This is a genomic window from Thalassobacillus devorans MSP14 (assembly GCF_000496835.1).
GTDB classification, from domain to species: domain Bacteria; phylum Bacillota; class Bacilli; order Bacillales; family Halobacillaceae; genus Thalassobacillus; species Thalassobacillus devorans_B.
In genome coordinates this window covers 903491-921727 of sequence record NZ_KI543236.1, presented here as the reverse complement: position 1 = coordinate 921727, position 18237 = coordinate 903491, and the positions used below count along the sequence as shown (strand labels likewise).

The 18237-nt window shown below is 42.5% G+C and carries 17 protein-coding genes; 8 read left to right on the top strand and 9 right to left on the bottom strand.

What is annotated here, in order from left to right; all coding sequences use genetic code 11:
* The first annotated feature begins 25 nt into the window (after positions 1-25).
* Positions 26-1495 carry an aminotransferase class I/II-fold pyridoxal phosphate-dependent enzyme gene (locus P855_RS0105550; protein WP_028782629.1) on the top strand — a complete coding sequence of 490 codons (1470 nt, stop codon included), beginning with the start codon at positions 26-28 and terminating at the stop codon, positions 1493-1495.
* Positions 1496-1563: 68 nt separating this feature from the next.
* Here P855_RS0105550 and P855_RS21735 read toward each other — a convergent pair whose 3' ends face one another.
* Positions 1564-1677, bottom strand: a complete 114-nt coding sequence (locus P855_RS21735) for a GapA-binding peptide SR1P (RefSeq protein ID WP_084315628.1) — start codon at positions 1675-1677, stop codon at positions 1564-1566.
* A 156-nt stretch (positions 1678-1833) separates the two neighbouring features.
* Positions 1834-2133 (bottom strand): DUF3055 domain-containing protein, encoded by a 300-nt coding sequence (locus tag P855_RS0105545; protein WP_028782628.1) that lies wholly within the window; start codon positions 2131-2133, stop codon positions 1834-1836.
* Between the two features lie 137 nt (positions 2134-2270).
* Here P855_RS0105545 and P855_RS0105540 point away from each other — a divergent pair, with 137 nt between their 5' ends.
* Complete coding sequence (locus P855_RS0105540; protein WP_028782627.1) at positions 2271-2702, top strand: DUF1885 family protein; 432 nt, start codon at positions 2271-2273, stop codon at positions 2700-2702.
* Positions 2703-2876: 174 nt separating this feature from the next.
* Here P855_RS0105540 and P855_RS0105535 read toward each other — a convergent pair whose 3' ends face one another.
* Entirely contained in the window at positions 2877-3749 is an 873-nt protein-coding gene (locus P855_RS0105535) for a polysaccharide deacetylase family protein (RefSeq protein WP_028782626.1), read from the bottom strand.
* Between the two features lie 149 nt (positions 3750-3898).
* On the opposite strand from P855_RS0105535, the gene P855_RS20565 reads away from it, so the two are divergent.
* The 3 genes from P855_RS20565 (at position 3899) to P855_RS0105520 (ending at position 7115) form a co-directional block, all read left to right on the top strand.
* Positions 3899-4984 carry an FUSC family protein gene (locus P855_RS20565; protein WP_051353100.1) on the top strand — a complete coding sequence of 362 codons (1086 nt, stop codon included), beginning with the start codon at positions 3899-3901 and terminating at the stop codon, positions 4982-4984.
* 43 nt (positions 4985-5027) lie between these two features.
* Positions 5028-6554 (top strand): glycine betaine uptake BCCT transporter, encoded by a 1527-nt coding sequence (locus P855_RS0105525; protein WP_028782625.1) that lies wholly within the window; start codon positions 5028-5030, stop codon positions 6552-6554.
* Positions 6555-6752: 198 nt separating this feature from the next.
* Positions 6753-7115: a hypothetical protein gene (locus P855_RS0105520; protein WP_028782624.1), complete on the top strand. Its 363-nt coding sequence runs from the start codon at positions 6753-6755 to the stop codon at positions 7113-7115.
* Between the two features lie 811 nt (positions 7116-7926).
* On the opposite strand, the gene lpdA is transcribed toward P855_RS0105520, so the two are convergent.
* The 5 genes from lpdA to P855_RS0105495 form a co-directional block, all read right to left on the bottom strand.
* Positions 7927-9333, bottom strand: a complete 1407-nt coding sequence (gene lpdA, locus P855_RS0105515; protein WP_028782623.1) for a dihydrolipoyl dehydrogenase — start codon at positions 9331-9333, stop codon at positions 7927-7929.
* A 3-nt stretch (positions 9334-9336) separates the two neighbouring features.
* Positions 9337-10650, bottom strand: coding sequence for a dihydrolipoamide acetyltransferase family protein (locus tag P855_RS0105510; protein ID WP_028782622.1), 1314 nt, complete (start codon positions 10648-10650; stop codon positions 9337-9339).
* Positions 10651-10679: 29 nt separating this feature from the next.
* Positions 10680-11657 carry an alpha-ketoacid dehydrogenase subunit beta gene (locus P855_RS0105505; protein ID WP_028782621.1) on the bottom strand — a complete coding sequence of 326 codons (978 nt, stop codon included), beginning with the start codon at positions 11655-11657 and terminating at the stop codon, positions 10680-10682.
* A 3-nt stretch (positions 11658-11660) separates the two neighbouring features.
* Complete coding sequence (pdhA, locus tag P855_RS0105500) at positions 11661-12743, bottom strand: pyruvate dehydrogenase (acetyl-transferring) E1 component subunit alpha (protein ID WP_028782620.1); 1083 nt, start codon at positions 12741-12743, stop codon at positions 11661-11663.
* A gap of 424 nt (positions 12744-13167) precedes the next feature.
* Positions 13168-13917 (bottom strand): YkyA family protein, encoded by a 750-nt coding sequence (locus tag P855_RS0105495; RefSeq protein ID WP_028782619.1) that lies wholly within the window; start codon positions 13915-13917, stop codon positions 13168-13170.
* Positions 13918-14113: 196 nt separating this feature from the next.
* Between P855_RS0105495 and def the strand changes: the two genes are divergently transcribed.
* Positions 14114-14668 (top strand): peptide deformylase, encoded by a 555-nt coding sequence (gene def / locus P855_RS0105490; protein ID WP_028782618.1) that lies wholly within the window; start codon positions 14114-14116, stop codon positions 14666-14668.
* Positions 14669-14759: 91 nt separating this feature from the next.
* On the opposite strand, the gene P855_RS0105485 is transcribed toward def, so the two are convergent.
* Positions 14760-15539 carry a Cof-type HAD-IIB family hydrolase gene (locus P855_RS0105485; protein WP_028782617.1) on the bottom strand — a complete coding sequence of 260 codons (780 nt, stop codon included), beginning with the start codon at positions 15537-15539 and terminating at the stop codon, positions 14760-14762.
* 482 nt (positions 15540-16021) lie between these two features.
* Between P855_RS0105485 and P855_RS0105475 the strand changes: the two genes are divergently transcribed.
* Positions 16022-16234, top strand: coding sequence for a DNA-dependent RNA polymerase subunit epsilon (locus P855_RS0105475; RefSeq protein ID WP_028782616.1), 213 nt, complete (start codon positions 16022-16024; stop codon positions 16232-16234).
* Between the two features lie 2 nt (positions 16235-16236).
* Positions 16237-17904, top strand: coding sequence for a ribonuclease J1 (gene rnjA, locus P855_RS0105470; protein ID WP_028782615.1), 1668 nt, complete (start codon positions 16237-16239; stop codon positions 17902-17904).
* Positions 17905-18237: the final 333 nt, after the last annotated feature.

Here is an 18237-nt window from a genome sequence, read left to right as displayed (position 1 = left end):
ACGAATTCATGAAGAGGTGTAGCGATTGTCTCAAGACAAAACTCCATTGTTTTCGGGTTTGTTAGCACACACGGAAAAGAACCCGATCCAATTTCATATTCCCGGACATAAAAAAGGAAAAGGAATGGATGAAGCGTTCCGTCAGTTTATCGGTGACAATGCTCTATCCATCGATCTGATCAATATCGAGCCATTGGATGATCTGCATCATCCGCAAGGCATCATCAAAGAAGCACAGGACCTTGCAGCTGAAGCGTTCGGGGCTGATTATACATTTTTCTCTGTTCAAGGAACCAGCGGGGCGATCATGACCATGGTTATGAGCGTCTGCCATCCTGGAGATAAAATCATTGTACCAAGAAACGTTCATAAATCGGTCACCACTGCGATCATTTTTTCAGGTGCGACCCCGATTTTCATTCACCCTGAGCTGGATGAACAGTTAGGTATTTCCCACGGGATCACGCCAGAGGCGGTAAACCGGGCGCTTGAAGCCCACCCTGACGCTAAAGGAGTACTCGTTATCAACCCTACTTATTTCGGCATTGCTGCTGATTTAAGCAAAATTGTAGAGGTAGCACATGCCTATGACGTACCTGTTCTAGTAGATGAGGCACATGGTGTCCATATTCACTTTCATGATGAGCTCCCATTATCGGCCATGCAGGCAGAAGCTGACCTGGCTGCAACAAGTGTCCATAAGCTTGGCGGCTCGATGACACAGAGTTCCGTATTAAATTTAAAAGAAGGCCTGGTGTCCCATGAACGCGTTCAGGCAGTATTGTCCATGTTGACCACTACCTCAACATCCTACCTGCTGCTTGCCTCCCTGGATACTGCACGACGGCAATTAGCTGTAAAAGGAAAAGCGATGATTGACCAGACGATCATCCTGGCAGAACGTACCCGCAAGGCAATCAATCAACTGCCCGGCCTTTATTGCGTGGGAAAAGAAATTCTCGGCAGTGATGCCACCTTCGATTATGACCCTACCAAGCTGATTATTTCTGTAAAAGAGTTGGGATTGACAGGTTATGATGTTGAAGTATGGCTGCGCCGGAATTACAACCTGGAAGTCGAATTATCGGATTTATATAATATTCTCTGCCTAATAACACCAGGAGATTCAATAGAAGAGACCGATGTACTGGTACATGCGTTGAGAGAGTTGGCATCCAGCCGCCCTGTCCTGAAAGCGAATGAGGAGATCAAGGTTAAAGTACCGGAAATCCCATTGCTTTCTTTATCGCCAAGGGAAGCCTTTTATTCGGAGACTGAAGTGGTTGCTCTTGACGAAGGTATCGGACGGATCAGCGCCGAATCACTGATGATCTATCCGCCAGGAATTCCGATCTTTATTCCAGGCGAAATCATTACAAAAGAGAATGTGGCCTATATACAGGAAAACCTGGAAGCAGGGCTGCCTGTACAGGGGCCAGAGGATGAATCGCTTGAAACCATCCGTGTCATAAAAGAGCATCGGGCCTTTAAATAGCTATACCATTTTTAAAAAAAGAACCCCACCGGATCTTCTTCCGGTGGGGTTCATTATGTCACACTAATTTATTTTTTCTCTTTCGGGTTGCATGACGGACAAGTACTATAAAGAGTTGAAACCTTCTCATCCTCATAATGTTCAATAATTCTTTGGCAATCTTGGCATACAATTGTACCCATCTGTACATCCAGCTCCTTTACAAGAATTTTTGTAATCGTTTTCAGGTTATGTTCTTATTTTAATATGACACAATTCAAAAATCAAGCCTAAAAAGTATGTCACATTAATATTTCTTCTCCTAATATATTCATCCTGTAAACGAACTGGGGTCAATATCACTCGTAAGATGCTTCCATCAATTCTGCCGGAGGTACAACTTCGTCGAGAAAGGCCGCTAAATCTACTGCTACACTCTTGTTAGGAAGGCGGAATTTTTTTTGCAGGAAATCCAAATCTTTAACGTCTGCGCTGTCGAACAATGCAGATTGTCCGGTCTGCATGCACACAATCAACGGTTTTCCGAAAAATTGACTGGTATAGATAATACCGAAGTCATACCTTCCTTCCTGAGTAGTGAATCCTACAAACCTGACATTAGACTGTTCCATTTCATCATACAATTTTTCCATATACATAGTTTTCCTCCTTTTATTATTAAGCCTTTTCGGCTTTTTTACATCATAAAGTTACCTCAAACGTGACAAATGTTATTGAGCTGGAGACGATGAAAGTGCTAACATAAAAGCAGAAACTTATGACAGGAGTTGGAAAAATGGGAAAAAGCGCATTTATTCATTTAGTGAAAGAAAGTGTCCAACAGACGATTTCATTGAAAGAAGTACATGAGTTGCTGAATTATTATCAGGAAATAACCTCGAAAACCGGCGAACAACTCGATTGGAGCTACAGCGGTCATGCTTTTCCTTACTTGATTACAGAAAAAAAAGACGACAACGGCAACTACCTGCATTTGAAAGGAAAAGATCCTAATTATCAGCATTTACTAATTGGAGTAGGAAGTACTAAAGGAACAACAGAAGATGATGAACAATACTTCATTCAAATTACATTACCGGAGGCTTCAACACACGGAGATAAAAACAAAGGAAATGAACTGGCTAAATTTTTTGCGAAGAAATTAGAAGGAAAATTACAGTTATTCAACGAACGTATTATGTATTATTATAAACGAAAACTTTCATAAATAGAATAAAAATGCATTGCTTCGTATCCGATTGAATCGAATTACTTAGATGATTTCAATCTGGCACAAGTCTGAAAGGAAAAAATTCTTCCAAAGTCATTATTAACTTTTTCGGATAGTTATCAAAAAAATACCATCGCCCAGAAATTTTAGCTGGCGATGGTATTTTTGATATTAAGGACGCTTGATCAAGGCTGGATCTAAAAGTTCATATCCTTTAGTTTCAAGGCCGGTGACAATGTCTTTCAAGCCTTTTGCTGTCCATTCGCGATCATGCATCAGCAGGTTGGCTCCATCTGTCAGCAGCGGTGTTTCCACCATGATTTCGGCTATGGCAGATGCACTCTGATAATCTTTCTCCCAGTCATAACCATACGTCCAGTTCATCACCAGCATCCCCTCTTCTTCAGCCAGCTGCTTTGTATAATCCGTATTCTGGCCATAAGGTGCCCGGAAAAATTCTGGTCTCTCTCCTATGATTGCTTCTACCCGATCATTCAACTTAATGATTTCTTCATATTGCTGCTCTTTTGTCAAATCAGGCAATGAGGAATGATTAAACGTATGGTTTCCTATCGGGAAGCCCATTTCATGGATGCGTTTTAACTTTTCTTCTTCTTCCGGAGTATTTAAGAAATGGCCATTAACAAAAAATATTGCTGGTGCTCCTAATTGTTTCAATGTTTTTGCCATCTCCACACTGTATTTATCCGGAGCATCATCAATGGTAAGCAAAACTACTTTCTCGTTTGCCTGCCCATTTACAGGTTGAAAAGCCCAGTTACCAGCTAATTCGTACACCGGCTTTGTTTCGGCCTCTTCTTTCTCTTTTTCAGTTGCAGTATCCTCTGAATCTTTTTCTGTTTCCTCCTCTGCACTTTGATTTTCTTTGTCCTTCCACTCACTATCTTCTGGTTGTGGAGCTTCTGTCTCTTTTTTAGCTTCCGCTTTTACCTTCTCGTCCTGGGAAACATTTTCACTCGTATTGCAGGCCCCCAAAACCATAAGCATAACTAATGCCAATAAAAAAACTAACTTTTTCTTCATGTAAAGACCCCCGGATGTTATTTTTTTCTATGTATTTCCAATAATTACATTATATACGATTTATGATAGTTTTTACTATGGTTTACGGTTAATTTATACTATAATTAAAAATCGTGGCTGTAGCCAAAGAAAATGTAGGGTGATTCAAGATGATGGAACGTCTGCTGCAATTCAAATTATTTGGAAGCAGGACACTAAAAACCGGTATTTCTGTCTTTATAACCGCGCTGATCTGCGGTTTTTTTGACTGGCCGGTTATTTTTGCGGTTATTACAGCGATTGTAACGATTGAGCATACTGCTGCAGATTCTATCCGGAAGGCAGCGATAAGGTTTCCCGCCTCTGCCCTGGGTGCATTGATGGCCACTTCTTTTTATGGCATGTTCGGTAAAGGAGCTTTGACTTATGCACTCGTAGCTATGCTGACGATTGCTGTCTGCCATAAACTTAACCTGCAGGATGGGATACTGGTCGCTACGATAACCGCAACTGCAATGATTCCTGATTTCCAGGAAAATTACATTGTTTCGTTCTTGATTAGATTGGGTACTACATCTATTGGTATAGTAGTTTCTTCCCTGGTCAATTTTTTTCTGTTGCCGCCGAATTATTTCAGCAGTATCCAACGCAATATCGATCGGTTATTTTCACAGTCTGCTGATTTACTGGAGTTGATTTTAAAAGACGTCATTGGAGAAAAGCATGAAAAAAGAGGACTCATTAATAGAAGATATCGTGAATTGACACAAAGTATCGAAAGGACTCATCAGCTTTCCCATTACCAGCGGGAGGAATGGTCCTACCACAAGCATACAAACATTGATATGCGTGCCTTTCAATTTACCCAAAAGCGTCTTGATCTATTGCAGCAGATCATCTACCACTTAGGAAACCTGCAGTATATCCAAACGGATAGTGGAGACTTCAATCACAGGGAAAAACATTTACTCGGAAGAATGATTCCTTCATTTGTGGCAATATTAAAAGCACCAAGACATCATATCCCTGAAGAGCATTTCCAGCATATCAGTGAGCTGGATCATGTTTTTTGGGAATGGAAGCATGAACATATCGAACATGAAACACGCTATCGTCACCATTTGCCACCTCAAACGGTATTATTATATGAGCTACTCTGTTTACATGATGTGATTGAAGAGCTTAATCAACTTTCCAGTTCGAAACACGCAGACATTTATTATCGTTATTTAAAACAACAGGAACACGTGAAATGACCGTCAATCAATCGTTACAGAATTCATAGAAAGGATGATGAGATTGAAACAAGTCACAAAAGTTTTTTACATCTCGGTAGTGATTGCCTTTCTCTTTATCGGATGGGGAATCATACCGGAATCAACATTACCGACATGGAACCTGAATAACATCACGACAAATATTCAGGGTTTCCTCACGAACAAATTTGGATGGTTTTACTTACTTTCAGCAACAGGCTTCTTGGTATTTGCGATATTTTTGATTTTTTCCAGGTACGGAAAAATCAAACTGGGTAAACCGGACGATGAACCTGAATATCCTTATATCACCTGGTTTGCGATGCTATTCAGTGCTGGTATGGGTATCGGGTTAGTATTCTGGGGTGCTGCAGAACCACTTTCTCACTTCCATACCCCACCTACGGCGGAACCTGGAACACAGCAGGCTGCCAAAGAAGCGATGCGTTACAGCTTCTTCCACTGGGGATTACACCCATGGGCCATCTATGCTGTAATCGCTCTGGCACTGGCCTATTTCAAATTCAGAAAAAATGCACCTGGTGTCGTTAGTGCGGCATTAGTACCGCTCTTAGGGGAAGAACGGATTAAGGGACCTATTGGGACAACCGTCGATTCCATCGCGGTGTTTGCCACTATTTTCGGGGTAGCGACTTCTCTTGGTCTAGGTGCCCTGCAAATTTCCAGTGGTTTATCTTATTTGATACCTGGTTTAGATGATAACTTCACCCTGCAGTTATCAATCATTGCCATCGTTACGGTGTTATTTATGATTTCTGCTATGACCGGCTTGAACAAAGGGATCAAATATTTAAGTAACACGAACATCGTGCTGGCATTATTATTGATGTTCTTCCTGCTATTTGCAGGACCGACCAACTTTATCATGGACTATTTCACGACAACTTTCGGTTCTTACTTGTCAAATCTGCCACAAATGAGTTTACGTATGACTCCATTCGCTGAGGATAATAACTGGGTGCAGGGATGGACGATTTTCTACTGGGCATGGTGGATTTCCTGGGCGCCGTTCGTTGGAACTTTCATCGCCCGTGTATCACGTGGGCGTACCATCCGTGAATTCATTCTCGGTGTCCTACTGGTACCGACCATTTTCGGAGCCCTGTGGTTCTCCGTATTCGGTGGTACTACAATACATTTGGAATTCTTCCAGGGAATGGACATCCAATCATCCGTTACTGAACTGGGTACAGAAGTAGCATTGTTTGCGATGTTAGAAAATATTCCATTAGGCATGGTCATGTCGATTATCGGGCTGACACTGATCAGTACATTCTTTGTTACATCAGCTGACTCTGCCACTTTCGTACTTGGTATGCAGACAACTGGAGGAAGTCTTAACCCAAGTAACCAGGTCAAGTTTACCTGGGGACTTATCCAGGCAGGCGCAGCAGCAGTTCTCTTATGGCAAGGCGGTTTAGGTGCGCTGCAAACAGCTGCTATCATCGCTGCCTTCCCATTCACCTTTATCATGATTATGCTATGCTTCTCACTCGTCAAATCATTCGCGGAAGAAGACAGAAAAATCGGATTGAAAAAGAAACAATAAGCTGAATGAAACCTGCCCATCACCGGGCAGGTTTTTTCAATGCTTCTTTCCCCGTATCTTACCTCTCTATTTCACACTTTTCATTTAAAATTCGATGGTTTTTCACTTCCGTGACATTTCGATAACATCTGATAATTATCAACTTTCATTTGTTAAAATAAAATCACCTTCTAAGAAAAGAAAGAGAGTGGTCGTCCATTGACTAAAACCGTACTGCCAATCGGTATAATCTTCCTGATGGTTACCGGATGTTTTCCAGAACAGAAAAAAATAGAAATAATAAGTGCCAAGCCGAGTGGCTATGAAATACAGCTGGTTACCGAAGAAAGAGAGCTCGAGACTGAAAAGGCCTATATGGATGCCTTCATCGCGTTTAAAAATCAATACCAGGAACAGCCACTGGATTTTTTTAAAAGCTCTTCATCTTTATATAGAATTGAAGATAAAATAACCCAGCTTCCTACCCTATTGATCAGAAAAGAGGGTAAAACAATAGCTAAAATATCTGGTGAGCGTAACAGTCAGGAAATTGTCGATCATTTAAAAAATACTATTAAATAAACATAGTAATCGTTTCAGAAAAGCCTTCCATACCTCCGCTTTGTTGATCTTACAGTAAAGCTCCCTTTTATGGAAGAATCAGTTTCGAGATACATTGTTTCCGTTACGATAGTAACGGTTTGGAGGTCCGGGAAATCACTCGCTTTCCATGGGCGGCCGGTGAGCTTCCTCAGGCTCCGCCTTGCGGGATCTCACCATGTCCTATCCTCCCATCGGAGTCTCGCAATTTCCCGGCCCTCCTTGCATTTGTAAGACTAACGGAAACATCGATATGCGGAACCACCATCTTAACAGCTGAAAAGAGCTTATTTCCTGAATCATTGAGCTTTTCATGCAGAAAATGTGGAAGATATCTTCTCACAACGTAGGGTTCGTTCGTCAAAATATGGATAAGGTGGCGGGGAAACGGTGAGACTCCCGTGGGAGAAGGGGCTAGGCGAGACCCCACAGGTCGTGAAACGGCCGAGGAGGCTTGCCAGCCTCCCCCACAGGAAAGAAACGAATGCGTAATCGCCTTGGGAGACACGACACGCATAAGCAGAACAGCAAAAGGGAAGTGTTTTTTCTTCCCGTTGATGGACTGCTTATGTCGCGAGTGTCTAGGCGATGCAGCTGGAAAGCGAATCGTTTCCCAGCCACCCTTTCCCCTGTCTCGGTAACGAACCCAAATTACTTTGAAACTGAGTCTTCCACAATTCGGCCATTTTATTGAATAGGCATCTCATGAAGAATCAGCTTCCGATTCATCGCAAATATATATAAGAAATAAAAAATCCTGAACCGCAATGGTTCAGGATTTTTTGAATCATAATTATTTAATGTGGATTGGAGTACCTAGTGCAACTTCAGCAGTTTCCATCGTAATTTCACCTAAAGATGGATGCGCATGAATAGTCAATGCAAGGTCTTCCGCAGTCATGCCAGTTTCAATAGCCAAACCGAGTTCAGCAATCATATCACTCGCATTCGCTCCGGCAACCTGAGCACCGATGACGAGGCCATCATCTTTACGGGTGATCATTTTGACAAAACCGTCCGTATCATTCAAGGAAAGTGCACGGCCATTTGCTGCGAATGGGAATTTAGAAGCTTTGACATCATAGCCGGCTTCTTTTGCTTCTTTTTCGGTGTAACCGACAGAAGCAAGTTCCGGATCAGAGAATACCACCATTGGAATACCAAGGTAATCAATTTCTGATTTTTCACCAGCAATCACTTCTGCTGCAATCTTACCTTCATAAGAAGCTTTATGAGCTAGTGGAGGTCCTTCCACAATGTCACCGATAGCAAAAATGTTATCTACATTCGTACGGCACTGTTTATCGATCTTGATAAGACCTTTATCATCCATCTCAATACCAACTTGCTCCAGGCCAAGTTCTTCGGTATTTGGCTTACGTCCGACAGTGACAAGCAGGTAATCTGCTTCGATGGTCTTTTCTTCACCTTTTACTTCATAAGTGACCTTCACACCATCTTTAGTCTCTTCCACGCCTTGTGCCATGGCGTTCGTTTCGACTTTGACACCTTTTTTCTTGAGGCGCTTTTTAACAAGCTGCGTCATTTGCTTTTCAAAACCGCCAAGAATGTCTTTCGTTCCTTCCAGGATGGTTACTTCTGTATCGAAATCAGCGTAGGCTGTACCAAGCTCAGTGCCGATATAACCGCCGCCGATAACAACCATCTTTTTAGGGATTTCTTTCAGGTTCAATGCCCCTGTAGAATCCAGTACACGCTCAGAATACTTGAAGTTAGGAAGTTCAATCGGGCTTGAACCTGTTGCAATAATGCAGTTATTGAACGTGTAAGTCTGAGAGTTCTTGTCATCCATAACACGGACAGTGTTTTTGTCTACAAAGTAAACTTCACCCTTTACGATGTCTACTTTGTTACCTTTCAACAACCCTTCAACACCGCCAGTCAATTTATCAACGACTTTACCTTTCCATTCCTGGACTTTAGAAAAGTCGACAGTTGTGTTTTCAGATTTGATGCCCATGTCGTCGGCGCCTTTTGCATGCGCAAAACGGTGACCAGCCTGGATCAGGGCTTTAGACGGGATACACCCGACGTTCAGACAAACCCCGCCAAGAACACCTTTGTCTACGATTGTTACCTTTTGACCCGTTTGTGCGGCACGGATGGCAGCGACATAGCCGCCAGGACCCGCACCTACTACTAACGTATCAAGTTCAATTGGAAAATCTCCTACTACCATACTTTACGCCTCCATCATAATTAGTTGTGGATCGTTCAGTAAACGCTTGATGTGGTTCATTGCATGCTGAGCTGTAGCACCATCGATAATACGGTGGTCAAAGCTCAAGGACACTGCAAGAACTGGAGCGACTACGATTTCGCCGTCACGTACGACAGGTTTTTCAGCAATACGGCCAATACCTAAGATAGCTACTTCCGGATGATTGATTACCGGTGTAAACCATTGTCCACCTGCTGAACCGATATTAGTGATCGTAGTGGAACCGCCCTTCATTTCTTCGGATGATAGTTTACCGTCACGAGCTTTCACAGCAAGTTCATTGATCTCGCTTGAGATAGCGAATACGGATTTGCGATCAGCATCTTTTACGACTGGCACAAGCAATCCTTTGTCAGTATCTGCTGCGATACCAATATTATAGTAGTGTTTCTGAATAATTTCATCCGTTTCGTCATCAACTTGCGTATTTAGTACCGGATATTTTCTTAGAGCAGATACTAATGACTTCACTACATATGGCAGATAAGTCAGCTTGATATCCTGCTCAGCAGCTACAGCTTTGAACTTCTTACGATGTGCAACAAGTTCTGTCACGTCAACTTCGTCCATCAAAGTTACGTGAGGAGCAGTATGCTTCGAATTAGTCATCGCTTTGGCGATTGCTTTACGGATGCCGCTCATCTTCTCACGTGTTTCTGGATATTGACCTTCCAGTACTGGCTGTTGTTTTTCACTGGAAGCAGCAGCTTGCTGGTCTTGTGCTTCTTCTTTTGCTTCTCCTGCATCTGCCGCTGGTTTCTGATCACCGCTCAAGTACGCATCAACGTCTTCTTTAGTCACGCGGCCATTTTTACCAGACCCTTGGACTTTACGGATATCTACATCGTTATCACGGGCATGCTTACGCACAGATGGCATAGCGATGACACGCTTGCTTTCATCTACATCTTCATCCTCTGCAGCAGGAGCTTCTTCTTTTGCTGCACCTTTGTCTTCTGCAGCCGGCTCTTCTGATTTCGCTTCTTCTTTTGGAGCTTCTTCCTGCTTATCGTCACCGCTGTCATCAGACTCATAGCCTTCTGCGTCGAATGTAATAATCGTTGTTCCCACTGTAGTAGTGGTACCTTCTTCAACGTGCACCTCTTTAACAGTACCTTCCACAGGTGAAGGAATTTCTACGACAGCTTTATCATTTTGCACTTCGCAAAGAACATCGTCTTCTTTTACTTCGTCACCAGCTTTGACAAACCACTTTACAATTTCACCTTCATGGATGCCTTCACCGATGTCCGGCAGTTTAAATTCGAAAGCCACGAATATTGCCTCCCTTTTCTAGGTTTCAATTAAAAGTTCATTACTTTATTGACTTTCTCTACAACGTCATTATGGTTTGGAAGCCATACAGTTTCCGCCTGAGAGAATGGATAAACAGTATCTGGAGCAGCTACGCGCAGTACGGGGGCTTCCAGATGCAGAATCGCTTTTTCCTGAATTTCAGAAACGACAGCAGCAGCAATACCAGCTTGCTTCTGAGCTTCCTGAAGTACGACAGCGCGATTCGTCTTTTTGACTGATTCCAAAATGGTTTCATAATCTACCGGAGCAACCGTGCGTAAGTCGATGACTTCAGCAGAAACTCCGTTTTCTTCCAGTTCATCGGCTGCTTTCAATGCAGTATGAACCATCGCACCGTAAGCTACTAGTGTTACGTCTTTACCTTCACGCTTCACTTCAGCTTTACCCAGTTCGATTGCGTATTCTTCTTCTGGAACTTCTTCACGGAAAGAACGATACAGTTTCATGTGTTCAAGGAAAATGACTGGATCGTTATCACGGATGGATTGGATCAATAATCCTTTCGCATCGTAAGGGTTAGAAGGAATGACTACCTTCAGACCTGGCTGCTGAGCCATCAACCCTTCCAGGCTGTCCGCATGTAGTTCTGGTGTGTGTACACCGCCGCCGAATGGGGAACGAACAGTGATCGGCATGGTACGGGTACCACCGGAACGATAACGATAACGAGCCATTTGCCCGCTGATTGCATCCATCGTTTCAAAAACGAAACCGAAGAACTGGATTTCAGGTACTGGACGGAATCCTTGAAGAGCAAGTCCGATTGACATGCCGCCAATTCCGGATTCAGCTAGTGGTGTGTCAAATACACGGTCTTCACCGAATTCTTTTTGTAAGCCTTCAGTTGCACGGAAAACACCGCCGTTTTGGCCGACGTCTTCACCGAAGACTAGCACATTTTCATCATTTTTTAATTCTGTGCGCATCGCGTCAGTGATGGCTTGGATCATTGTCATTTGTGCCATGGTTTACTTCGACTCCTTTGCCTCGTATTCTTCCCTTTGCTCTTTCAGGCTGGCAGGAAGTTCTTCATACATGATGTCCATCAGTTCAGTAACTTTCTGTTTTGGCTGCTCGTCCGCTTTCTTGATTGCAGCTTTGACATCTTCTTTCGCCTGTTCAATCACTTCATTTTCTTCTTCTTCAGACCATAGACCTTTAGTTTCAAGGAACGTACGGAAACGGACAATCGGGTCTTTCGCTTCCCATTCGTTGTCAGTTTCTTCTGTACGGTAACGAGTCGGGTCGTCCCCGGCCATTGTATGTGGACCATAGCGGTAAGTAAGTGTCTCGATCAATGTCGGACCTTCACCGTTGATAGCACGTTCACGCGCATCTTTTGTAGCAGCATACACAGCTAATACGTCCATCCCGTCTACCTGGATTCCTTCAATACCAGCAGCAACTGCTTTTTGTGCAATTGTTTGTGCTGCAGATTGCTTTTCGACTGGTACGGAAATCGCATATCGATTGTTTTGGACAACGAATACTGCTTGAGCGTTAAATGCACCAGCAAAGTTGATTCCTTCGTAGAAATCACCCTGAGAGGCACCGCCATCTCCAGTGTAAGTAATAGCAATAGCGTCTTTACCACGTTTCTTCATTCCGATTCCAACACCAGCTGCTTGTGTGATTTGTGCACCAATGATGATTTGCGGGCTGACAGCATTCACACCTTCTGGCATTTGGTTACCATGGAAATGACCACGGGAGAAAAGGAATGCCTGATACAATGGAAGACCATGCCAGATCAATTGTGGTACATCACGATATCCTGGTAAAATGAAGTCTTCTTTTTCAAGAGCATAATGACTTCCAAGCTGGGAAGCTTCCTGTCCTGCTGTCGGAGCATAGAATCCCAAACGGCCTTGACGGTTCAAGGCAATCGAACGTTGGTCTAAAATACGTGTGTAAACCATGCGGCGCATAATTTCTTTCAAATCATCGTCTGAAAGTTCTGGCATCGCATCTTCGTTTACTATTTCGCCTTTTTCATTCAGAATTTGAAACATTTCGAACTGATTTTCAATGTTTTCAAGTGAGCGTTTCAAACTGATTCACCTCTTCCTTCCTATTAAAAAAATGGTTACTTTCCTTAGCTTTCCCAAAAGCTGCAAAAACCTGTACCGATTTGCTCTTATTCTTTTACCCTTTAGCCATTTATATTAATCATAAGCCTTATACAACGTAAACTGTTACAATAAGAACATAAAAACAATTGGTACAATGAAATGTTCTGTTTGTAGTTTAGCTCATATGACTAGGTAACGTCAAACAGTTTGTATCAATTAAAATAAGCATTTTAAAAAAACAGCTTACAAAACATGGGTGAAACAGGTCTGGGAGCTATTGGCACCGCAACCCTGTTTCATCATTTCATATTATCTGTATCATATTAGAAAGTCCAGGCCTGTCGCCAAGTACTTACAGCAGGCCTTCCTAATAAACAAAAAAAGACCGCTCATGGCGGTCTTTCTATTCTTCACTATTTTGGCCTTTGTTCTCCTCATTTTCTTCTTTCTTTGAATCCTTCGATTCTGAATCCGAAACATTACGCTCATCTTCGCTGTATTGAACATTCAAATCTGTCGCTTCATAGAATTCTTTTTTCTGTCGATTATATTTCTCGGTAAACTTGTTGAATGATTCATTCGATTCGATTACCTTATCATAACTATCATTGATCTTTTCAATGTGCTTTTGTAAGGTATCTTCTTCTAAATCTTTTTTCTGCAATAATTGATACAGCTCTTTATCGAGAGCAATAGCTGCCTGATAATTTTCATACAGCTGCTGATAAGCATCATAGCGATTGTTCATCGTGTCTACCAATGCCTTCGCTTTCTTCTTCGCTTCTGCCTGATCTTCATCTAATTCGTCAATCAAAGGTTTGATTTTATCAAACTCCTCTTTAGCAGCATCAATGCTTTCTTTCTCCAATTGGATTTTCTTCTGACGCTCTTCCACTAATTCAGCTGCCTTTTGGGAGTATTTTTTAATCTGTTCAAACTCATCCATGCTGAGGTTGATGATTTTGTTATACAGTTCCTGCTCTTTACGCTCCAACTCTACGATAGGCTGTTGTTGTTTGCGGAACTCTTCCTCCAATGATACGGCTTTTTCCAGGTGTTCATAAATCTTTTCTTCCGGAGCAGGTCCATTGTTACAGGCTGCCAGCATAACTAATATAAGGGTTAATGGTATGAATAGCTTTCTCAACGACACGAAACTTCCTCCTTAAGGAGTATGGATAAATCCATACTTTTCATCATAGTTTCAATAGTATAATAAATGATTTTAAATTGGAAGGATAATTTATCCAATCCCAATACGAACGACTTCTTCATTTAACCTTTCCAATGTTATGTATGTTAAACTATATGGAGATATTCGAAGATAGAGAGAAAGGGTGGACTTTGGAATGATTACCATGAAGGACATTATCCGCGAAGGGGATCCAATCCTGAGAGAGGTTGCGAGCGAAGTGGATCTTCCCCCCTCCGAAGAAGATAAAGAAACACTAGAAGAAATGCTTCAATATTTAAAAAACAGCCAGGATGAACAAATTTGCGACCGTTATAACCTCCGTCCCGGAGTAGGGTTGGCAGCTCCTCAAATCGGATTGTCCAAACGGATGCTTGCCGTCCATTTTAGTGATTTCAATGATAAATTATATAGTTACGGATTATTCAATCCGAGGATCGTCAGCCATTCTGTAGAAAAAGCCTACCTTACTAGTGGAGAAGGCTGCCTTTCTGTGGACAGGGAAGTACCTGGTTATGTGCCGCGCTATGCCCGCGTCACCATCAAGGCAACTGACCTGGAAGGAAATGAAGTGAAATTGCGCCTCCGGGATTTCGCAGCTGTTGTCTTCCAGCATGAAATCGATCACTTGAATGGGGTCATGTTCTATGATCATATCGATCCGGATAATCCATTCAAAGAACCGGAAAATGCCAAGCCACTGGATCATTAAGAAACAGCACCTTCATTTAAAAGGTTAACAACATAATAAGTACCAAAAAAGCTTAGAGTATCTACTGGACTCTAAGCTTTTTTACAGGTGTTTAGTTTTTGAGAAGGCCGACTTCCTGGATGGCTTTGACTAATCCGCCTTCATCAACGTCATCAGTTACGTAATCGGCAAGTGATTTCAGTTCAGGAATGGAGTTCCCCATGGCTACTGCTGTACCGACCACTTGCATCATTTCCTTATCATTCGGACCGTCACCGAAACCATAGGAATCTTCGATGCGCAGCCCTGCAGCTTCTATCATCTTCTTGATGCCTTCTGCTTTAGAGCCGCCGCCTGGTAAGACATCACAGGCTTTCGGATGCCAGCGGATAAAATCAAAAGAATCATGTTGCCCACGATATTCCTCAATTTCATCCCCTTCACAGAATAACAGGGATTGATAAATATTTTTATCCTGATAGAACGCATCATCAATACCCGGATATTCAAAGTGCAGCGACCCTATACTCTCAGAAATATGCCCGTGATCAGGTTCAGTTGCTTTCATCTCTTTATGATTCATGAAGACCATCGGGTGACCTGTACGTTTAGCATGCTCGAACAATGTCGACAACTGTTCAGTCGCAAGCGGGTTTTCATAGATGACTTTCCCCTCAAAGACGACATATTGACCGTTGAAGCTTACGAAAGATTCGATTCCGAGTGTTTTTCTGATATCTTCAAACATAAAGGGAGCCCGGCCTGTGGCAATCGCACAGTATACACCCTCTTCCTGCAGCCGCTTGATAGCCAGCACCGTTTCTTCAGGAAGCTGTTTATTATGATCAAGCAAGGTACCATCGATATCAAAAAATGCAATTTTTTTATTCATGTTTTTCATCCTCCTGCTGCGATCCTATCACTTCTTATTTGTAAAGATTGTCAATGAATACACAATAGCATGACTTAAACAAGATGAGAAGGGAAAAACTATAAGCAACTGAAGCTTTCAAAAGCCTCCAATATTGGGCTGTGATGGATAATAAATCCTTTATATCAATAGTTCTTTGTTTCATTATTCATCAAACCGTATTATACTATTAGTAACGGGATTGGGTCGGTTGAACGTTTTGCTTGTTTTCTTCATCACCTTGAAAGGAGATGAGTGCTATGCTGAAGCGCTTAAAAAGAAAGCTGAAGAAACGTTGGAAAGATTTTTGGAAGCGGAAAACATTAGCCTGAGACGGTCTTCTCCTACGATTTAGGAGCAGAAACTATAATTGATTAAAAATTCCATCCGATAATAAAACATGCTATCATTGTTGCCAGGACAAGAATGTGGAAATTACTACTAGTTAGGAGAGATATTAGAAAATGGTATATAAAGTTTTATACCAGGAACTTCCAGATGAAGTTCCTGTTCGAGAGCGTACCAAAGCAATGTACGTGGAAGCAGAAACAGAAAGAAGAGTACGTGAACAACTGTCCGATCGTGGGATCAATATCGAGTTCATTCAGGAGTTAGATGAGGAGCACCTGAATTACGAACAACAAACCAAAGATAATTTTGAAGTGGAGAACAGCTGATCATGAAATTTGTTAAAAACGATCAAACCGCTGTTTTTGCACTTGGCGGATTAGGTGAAATCGGAAAAAACACATATGGAGTCCAATTCCAGGATGAAATCATCCTGATTGACGCGGGAATCAAATTCCCGGAAGATGAATTGCTTGGAATTGACTATGTCATACCTGATTATACCTATCTGGTGCAAAACCAGGATAAAATAAAAGGTCTTATCATCACCCACGGACATGAAGACCATATTGGCGGCATTCCTTATCTTCTACGTGAAATCAATGTGCCAATTTATGCTGGAAAATTAGCGATCGGACTGATCAAAAATAAATTAGATGAACATGGATTATTGCGTAATGCAAAATTGAACATCATTCAGGAAGACGATGTCATTAAATTCCGCAAAACATCCGTTTCCTTCTTCCGGACAACGCACAGTATCCCGGATTCTTTCGGAGTAGTAGTCAAGACTCCTCCAGGAAATATTGTGCACACAGGGGATTTCAAGTTTGATTTCACCCCCGTTGGAGAGCCGGCCGACCTGGCAAAAATGGCTGAAATCGGAAAAGAAGGCGTTTTAGCATTATTATCGGATAGTACGAATAGCGAAGTCCCAGGTTTTACAAAGTCTGAGAGTGTCGTCGGACAAAGCATCCAGGATATTTTCAGCCGTGTTAACGGACGTGTGATTTTTGCAACATTCGCTTCGAATATCTACCGTTTGCAGCAAGCGGTAGAAGCAGCGGTTAAGCATAACCGAAAAGTTGCCGTTTTTGGGCGCAGCATGGAATCATCCATCCGTATCGGGCAGGAACTTGGCTATATTCAGGCTCCGAAGGATACTTTCATTGATGCGCACCAAATCAACCGTCTTCCAGCACATGAAGTGATGATTCTGTGTACCGGTTCCCAAGGGGAGCCGATGGCAGCTCTATCCCGTATTGCCAATGGTACACACCGTCAAATTCAAATCATGCCTGGAGATACGGTCGTGTTCTCGTCTTCCCCAATCCCTGGGAACACGCTCAGTGTATCTAAAACCATCAACATGCTTTACCGTAACGGAGCAGATGTTATTCACGGCCCATTGAATGATATCCATACCTCCGGACATGGCAGTCAGGAAGAAATGAAATTGATGCTTCGCCTGATCCAGCCGAAATACTTTATGCCGATCCACGGTGAATACCGTATGTTGAAAGAACATACGAAACTTGCTCAGCAATGCAACCTGGATCCAAGCGACTGTTTCGTCATGGATAATGGCGATGTCCTTGCACTCGGCAAAGACAATGCCATGATCGCCGGGAAGATTCCATCCGGCTCCGTCTATGTGGATGGAAGCGGTATTGGTGATATTGGAAATATCGTACTGCGTGACCGTCGGATTCTTTCAGAAGAAGGTCTGGTTATCGTGGTCGTCAGCATTAATATGAAAGAGTTCAAGATTGCTTCCGGTCCTGACATCATTTCACGCGGTTTCGTCTATATGCGTGAATCAGAGGATCTTATCAAAGAAGCACAGAAACTTGTTTCTAATCATGTAGAAAAAGTGATGGAACGTCGTACGACGCAATGGTCCGAGATTAAAAATGAAATCACGGATACCATCGCACCGTTTCTATTCGACAAAACAAAACGCCGCCCGATGATCCTTCCGATCATCATGGAGGTATAATACCAAAAGCGCAAACGCCTTGCTAGTAATGATGTTCGACTAAGAACGGCACGTCCTGTGCCAACGTCGAACTGACCTGCATCCTGCAGGCCTCCGACAAGCTTAAGACAAGCCTCGGCGTGACGTTCTTTGTACTTTTAGACCAATTAGGTTTAAAGTATAAGTAAAACTAAGGCTTTCGCCATAAACCATTGGCGATAAGCCTTAGTTTTCCTAATCACAGAGAGGATTGACTTAAGACCTCGAGGGGGTAGGCGCTGGAGCTGGATGTGAACCACCCCGTAATGTTATTTACGAATAGAAAATTTTATAATTTCACAGATAATGTAAAAG